This window comes from Ligilactobacillus acidipiscis DSM 15836 (assembly GCF_001435755.1).
Lineage (GTDB): Bacteria > Bacillota > Bacilli > Lactobacillales > Lactobacillaceae > Ligilactobacillus > Ligilactobacillus acidipiscis.
Genome location: NZ_AZFI01000138.1, coordinates 1 through 5,550, shown reverse-complemented (window position 1 = coordinate 5,550; position 5,550 = coordinate 1). Strand labels below are relative to the sequence as shown.

Annotated in this window: 5 protein-coding genes; 2 read left to right on the top strand and 3 right to left on the bottom strand. The window is 44.4% G+C overall.

All coding sequences use genetic code 11. The features are described 5' to 3' along the window. Positions 1-210 precede the first annotated feature (210 nt). The 3 genes from FC65_RS08485 to FC65_RS08475 all read right to left on the bottom strand — a co-directional run bounded on the left by FC65_RS08485 (position 211) and on the right by FC65_RS08475 (position 2,980). The gene (locus FC65_RS08485) at positions 211-1,548 is read right to left on the bottom strand and encodes a dihydrolipoyl dehydrogenase family protein (protein ID WP_056972321.1); all 1,338 of its coding nucleotides are present in this window, start codon (positions 1,546-1,548) and stop codon (positions 211-213) included. 102 nt (positions 1,549-1,650) lie between these two features. After that, positions 1,651-2,502: an aldo/keto reductase gene (locus tag FC65_RS08480; RefSeq protein WP_010497564.1), complete on the bottom strand. Its 852-nt coding sequence runs from the start codon at positions 2,500-2,502 to the stop codon at positions 1,651-1,653. A 13-nt stretch (positions 2,503-2,515) separates the two neighbouring features. Then, positions 2,516-2,980 (bottom strand): MarR family winged helix-turn-helix transcriptional regulator, encoded by a 465-nt coding sequence (locus FC65_RS08475; protein ID WP_010497562.1) that lies wholly within the window; start codon positions 2,978-2,980, stop codon positions 2,516-2,518. 175 nt (positions 2,981-3,155) lie between these two features. Here FC65_RS08475 and FC65_RS08470 point away from each other — a divergent pair, with 175 nt between their 5' ends. Together FC65_RS08470 and FC65_RS08465 are read left to right on the top strand one after the other, a co-directional pair. Then, positions 3,156-4,571, top strand: a complete 1,416-nt coding sequence (locus FC65_RS08470; protein ID WP_056972320.1) for an MFS transporter — start codon at positions 3,156-3,158, stop codon at positions 4,569-4,571. A 161-nt stretch (positions 4,572-4,732) separates the two neighbouring features. Continuing rightward, on the top strand, positions 4,733-5,476 hold the full coding sequence (locus FC65_RS08465; protein WP_010497558.1) for a deoxynucleoside kinase: 744 nt from the start codon (positions 4,733-4,735) through the stop codon (positions 5,474-5,476). Positions 5,477-5,550: the final 74 nt, after the last annotated feature.

Genomic DNA, 5,550 nt, shown 5'->3' with positions numbered 1-5,550 from the left:
AAGTGTTACAAGTGAGAATGTGATGCAAACTATGGCAAAGTAAGTAGTACAAGCGGAAATGTGATGCAAACTACGGTGAAGTATGTGTTACAAGTAGAAATGCGACGCAAACTCCGTCCAAGTAAGAGCCACAAAGTAAAAATACGGGAGCATGCTTTTCAAAGCAACTCCCGCAATCAAAAGGACATCCCAAATAAACTCGGCAGTTTTCTAGCGGATCTTATGCCAGGCTGAAGCTCCGACTGATGGAAAAATGTGCGCCATTTGCCACATATCATTATCATCATAACCAGAAACGATTGCCGGCAGATAGGTGTTGACGGCATCTTCGGCTTTATCGCTGAATTCAGTCACACCAATTAAATGATGTTCCTTATCAAATACCAAAACCCGGTCACCAATTGTTTCTTGGTCGATTTGACGGTACCAGTCGTCTGGAATGTGATTTTCTACAATTTCAAAGTCACCCTGTTTAGCTTGTGCCGGCGTGACGCCAACTTGAGCGATCCGCGGCGAAGTATAAACGGTAGTGGGGATCGCCGGGTATTTAATAGTGTTTGTATTTTGTCCACTGAATAGTTGATACAGATAGTAGGACTCAAAGGTCGCAGTCGGCGTTAACTTCGGCTGACTTTTGTCCAGTACATCACCGGCTGCATAGATGCTTGGGACACTGGTCTGCAGGTAGTCATTGACTTTGATCCCGCGCTTTGAGTACTTAACACCAACTTCCTCTAGTCCCATATTATTAACGTTTGGTATCCGGCCAGTGGCATCTAAAAGCCAGTCGAATTCGGCTGTTTGCTCGTTGCCATAATGGACTGTGACTTCTTGGCCGTTTTTGGTAAATGAACTTACCTGCGCATTGTGAATAAATTTGACCCCACGGTCTGCAAGATCTGCGGTAACTTTTTTTACAAACGTTTGATAAAAATTGCGGAGGCCCTGGTCGCCATGCATGAAAACAGTGACGTTTGCCCCAACGGCGTTAGCGATCGTGGCAAATTCATAGCTGATATAGCCTGCACCGACGATAGCGATATTGTGCGGCATTTCTGTGAGGTCCATAAATTCACTACTGTCATGGGCGAGTTCACTTCCGGGGATCTGCAAACGGTTCGGGTGTTGACCCGTGCCGATCACGATTTTTTCAGCAGAGTATTTTGTTTGTCCATCGATCTGTACGGTATGCGGACCAATTAAGCTAGCGTGTCCTCTGAAAATTTCCACGCCAGCGTTTGTCAGTTTATTTTCTGTCCCTTGGGGCAGATCCTTGATCACTTCTTTTTTGTGAGCGACCAAAGCGGGCCAGTCGATCGTGATCTCTCCGTGAACAAGTCCTTGCATGCGGTTTACTGCTCGTTGCAAGTTGACCGGAGCATCCAGCGTGATCTTGGCGTTACAGCCACGGTTAGTGCATGTTCCGCCAATTAAATCATCAGTGATCAGTGCCACTTTTTGACCAGTTTTAGCGAGAAGCTCAGCGCCGTCAAATGAGGCATGTCCCCCACCAATGTATATTACATCGTAAGCATATTTTTTAGTCATGGTTTTCCTCCTTATTCGATAGTTCGAGTTTAAATTCTCACAAAAATTGTTAAATAGCAAGAAAACCGGGCTGCCATCTTGGCAACTCGGTTTCTTTTCTATTTATAGTTCTTCATGGGTTTGCGGATCTTGCTGCGAGACGCGCGCGTTGTCTTGGTCTAGGTTGATGATCTCTTGCATTTCATCGTCAGTTAATGAAAAGTCGAAAATGTCTAAGTTTTGTGCCTGACGTCTTGGATCGTGGGATAGCGGCAAAGGTAAGACTCCCAACTGGTGTTCCCAGCGTAAGATGATTTGTCCGCCGTTTTTGCCGTATTTTTCTCCCAAACGTTTGACCAACGGTAATTCGCGGATCGGTTGACTCAAGCCCATGCCGACACCGCCTAGTGGACTCCAAGCTTCAGTGACTATTTCATGGTCCTGATCATATTTTTGCAGTTCGGGCTGGCTGAATAAAGGATGCAGTTCGATCTGATTAATTTCTGGCAATTCACCTGTCTGCTGTTGCAATTTTTCCAAATGTTCCGGTAAGAAGTTCGAAACACCCACGGCCCGTACTAGGCCAAAACGTTTGGCGTCGAGCAGTGCTTGCCAAGCTTCAACATATTCACCGCGCTTAGGGTTTGGCCAGTGGATCAAATAAAGGTCATAGTAGTCTAGTCCGGCACGGTAGAGCGATTCTTGGATCGCAGTGATCGCTTGTTTATACTTGTGATGGCGTCCTGGGAGTTTCGATGAGAGCAAAAGCTGCGAGCGGGCTATTCCAGAACGTTTGACAGCCTGCCCGACAGTGCCTTCATTTTCGTAGTTGTAGGCAGTATCGATCAAACGGTAGCCGTTAGCGATCGCGGTATCGATCGTTTCGATCCCAGCTGGACCTTTCAAGCCGGAAGTTCCAAAACCGACTGCTGGCAGTGACAGTCCGTCGCGTAAGGTAATAGTAGGTATTTGCATAAAAATCTTCCCTTCATTGATAATGCATGTGTTCTTCAGCGTCAGCGACTTGTGTTAAAAATTGCGCGATCGTGGCCAGGTCATCTTTGTCAAACGTTTGTAATACCTTAGTTAGTTGGGCGTTTTTTTGGCGTAAGAGCTCCTCATGGAGTCGTGCGATCTTGACTCCTGCAGGCAGTAGTGAATAATGCTTGCTGCGACCGTCATTAGCGTCAGTATGAGCGCAAACTAGTTCACGCTTGATTAAAAGTGACATTCTTTTGGATAAAGTTCCCCGCAAAATACTAAATTCCTGGCTGATTTCTTTAGCGGTCGCATCTGGATGCGCCAATAAATATGAGAGAATATGAAAATGAGAGGTCCGCAGGCCTTGAGCGTGCGGATCTTGGGTACTCAGCCACCGTTTTTCCTGATCGTCATCATCGTCTAAGGCCAGCAAATGATTGTATTTTTGCAAGATCTCTTGAGAAATTGCCAAGTTGTCAGACTCCCTTCGTGGTTCAGACACAGCTAATGTGCCCCGTTTCCGGTCATCCAAAATAAAATATTTGGCATTTCATTTTGAAAGTTGTAAGATTGATTGATAACAAAAGTTTCCGAGGAAACAATATTTATTTTCATCATAATCGTTAATGGAGAGAAAGTCAATTAGTATGGTCGAACAAAACGTTAGTCGGCAAACAAAAGCCTCGATCGCGGCGGCAGCAATGCTGTCATTTTTAGGAATATTGGTCGAGACCTCGCTGAACGTGACTTTTCCCACACTGACTCGTGAATTTAACGTCACACTTGGGACGATGCAGTGGGTCACATCCGGGTATTTGCTGATGGTCACGGTCATCATGTCAACGACCGGTTATTTAACTAAGAAGTTTAACGCACGTTCATTATTTTCGGTGGCAATCATTTTTAATTTATTGGGGACTCTAATGTGTGCCACGGCGCAGGTATTTCCGGTCTTGTTGACAGGACGGTTGCTGCAGGCCGTCGCTACTGGGATTTCCACGCCTTTAATGTATCATTTGGTGATGTCGCTGATCCCGCAAAGAAAACTGGGGACCTATATGGGGATCGCTGCAATGATCATTTCACTCGCACCGGCTTTAGGACCGACATATGGTGGAACAATGGCCGCATTTTGGTCCTGGCGGGGAGTCTTTATAGTTGCCGTACCGTTGTTGTTGCTGACGGCGTGGATCGGTGAGAAAAATATTTTCTTAGAAGCTGATGGGACACAGGAGAAATTCGACTGGATCGGGCTAGTTTTACTGAGCCTGACATTCTTTTGTTTAAGCACAGCTTTTGCAAACGGCGGCAATTATGGCTTCAAAAGCAGCAGGTTTGCTTGGATGCTGGCTGCTTTTAGCGGCGGCGTTTTGCTGTTGATCGGACATTTTCATTTCTCTTCGCGCCAGATCTTGAATTTCAAACTGCTATTAAACCCTCTGATCTGTTTGCGCTGGTTGAACTTTTTTATCTTGCAGTTTATCAATATTGGGATCTCATTTGTGATTCCGATCTTTGTGGAAAACTATCTTCATTCAAGTGCATTTGTTGCCGGTTTGATCTTACTGCCTGGCGCTTTGCTCGGTGCGGCTATTTCACCTTATGCCGGCCGTTTATTTGACAAACACGGAGCATTTATTCCACTGCTGATCTCCAGTATTTGTATAGTAGCTGGGACGGGCATGTTTTTTATACTGACGCCGATCTTGACGGCACTGTCAACGACCTTGATCTACCTATTCTTGCGGGGAGGCTTTAACTTCGGGTTTAGTAATTCAATGTCAGATGCCAGCACACAGGTCCTACCACAGCAAAAAGCAGATGTTAACTCGCTGTTCAATACTTTTCAACAATACGCCGGTTCTTTTGGAACAAGTGTCTTATCAGCAGTTATCTCAGCGCAACAAATTAAAAAAGGCGCTTCTTTGGCGATTTTAACAGCCAAGGGCAGCCATTTTGATTACGGTATTTTGCTGATCTTAGCCTTGGTTAGTTTGGCAACAGTTTTAGCAGCAAAACATTTAACAACAAAAACTGACAAGTCCAAAACCCCGTATATCTAGTATGAAAGCAAAACTCACCACCTATAAGTTGTGGTTTTTAGCAAATTTTGTTCTTTATTTTTTGCCTAAATTCGCGTATGATTGGATAGAGAAATAATAGGATCGTAGACAAGGAGTGGTCCTTGTCTGTTGATAATTAGGGAAAGGATGCTTCAATCATTTTGATTACATTATCTGGTATTATCGGGTCGGGAAAGTCTAGCTTAACTGATATCCTTTCAGCAGAACTCGGAACAAAAGCATATTATGAACCAGTGCAGGACAATCCTGTCTTGCCAATTTTCTATAAAGGCAACGAGATCGCCGCACAGAAACGTGCTGCCGGCGACAAGGAAGCCACTAATCCATACGCATATTTGTTACAAACTTTCTTCTTGAACCGCCGTTTTTCGATGATCAAGGCAGCGATGCGTGAAGATAACAATATTTTAGACCGTTCAATCTATGAAGATGAGATCTTTATGAAAATCAATACGGAAATGGGTAACGCCACTCAAGTTGAGTATGACATCTACAAGAGTTTGCTTAACAACATGATGGAAGAATTGCCGTTTGCTTCACATAAGAAGTCACCAGATTTGATGATCACGATCAAAGTATCGTACGAGACGATGTTAAAACGGATCGAAAAACGCGGTCGTGACTACGAATTGGTGGAAAAGGACCCCTCATTGGAGGATTACTACCATCGTTTGTTAAACTGTTACGAGGTATGGATGAAAGAATATAAAGCTTCGCCGCTATTGGTGATTGATGGCGACAAGTATGATTTCGTCGATAGTTTAAGTGATCGGGTGGAAGTCTTTGACATGATCGAAAGCAAGCTGCATGAATTAGGCAACTTGAATGATGTTCAGATGGATAAATTCAAAGCCGAACATGAAAAAATTTTTAAAGCACAATAATTAAGGAAGGCCGTTGTTGACGGTCTTTTTTTATACAGGGCGGAGTGAACCGGGAGAAAGTGAGCACTAATGGA